Annotated in this window: 1 pseudogene; it reads right to left on the reverse strand. The window is 45.4% G+C overall.

Annotated features, from left to right (window positions below):
• Positions 1 to 256 precede the first annotated feature (256 nt).
• A pseudogene (locus tag A4S05_RS38360) lies at positions 257 to 898 on the reverse strand (hypothetical protein); the annotation flags it as partial.

The raw sequence follows: 898 nt of genomic DNA on the forward strand, positions 1-898 counted from the left end.
AGGGAATAGGAAATAGGGGAATAAGGATTTTCATCCATTGATTGTGGGATTTTCCCGTGATTGACTGTCTTGAAAAGTGACGTTCCTCCGTCGCTCTAAGCGTACCTCTGCGGGGAAGCAAGCTAGCGTCTCGTAAAGAAGTTAGTTATGCCGCAGGCTTTACGCTGCGCTAACGGAGAGGCGGAAGTCGGCGCACCCTGCGGGATCTTGCTACAGACTTTCCGCAAAATCCAAAATCTAAAATCCAAAATTGGTATTACCCCCTGCGGAGTAGAGCAATACTGGTTGCAGTTCCAATGGCACTGCTAAAAATATCGATTAAGCCTTTGACATTGGCAGAAATGCCGTTATAGATTGCCATTCCCCCACCTCCAGCTATCAATACCGCCAAAACTGGTGCAAAGATGCTCAGGAAACATAAAAATGCGACATCAGATGCTAATTCAGCACCAGACTTTACCAGCACGACGGCTGCTAAACCTACTAAAATGTTGTAACCAAGTTGAACACCAAACAAGGAAATAAACCCTGTCAGCCATGCCCAAATAGGACGACCTTGTAATGGCAGTAAAGATAAACCAACTGCGATCGGTGCAAATAATGCTGTTAGCAACAGAGCAGCTTCCAAAATATTTACAAAGCCCCATTGCAGGGCATACAGGATAAAGCGAATGATGGGGATGGCAGTATCTCGAAACACACTACCTGGATCATTGGCAAACTGAACAGCAGTACCGATTTGACCAGGCAAAGTTCTATTCCAGAGAAAACTACCAAAATCTCGTAGTGGTTGGAGTGGAGATTTAGCTTGCTCTTCAGCTTTGGTAACAATTGCCTGTGCCTGGGCTTGCTTTGAGTTCCAGCATTCAACTAACTCTGTACCGACTTTTCCTTGACA

This window comes from Nostoc sp. KVJ20 (genome assembly GCF_001712795.1).
Classification (GTDB): Bacteria; Cyanobacteriota; Cyanobacteriia; order Cyanobacteriales; family Nostocaceae; genus Nostoc.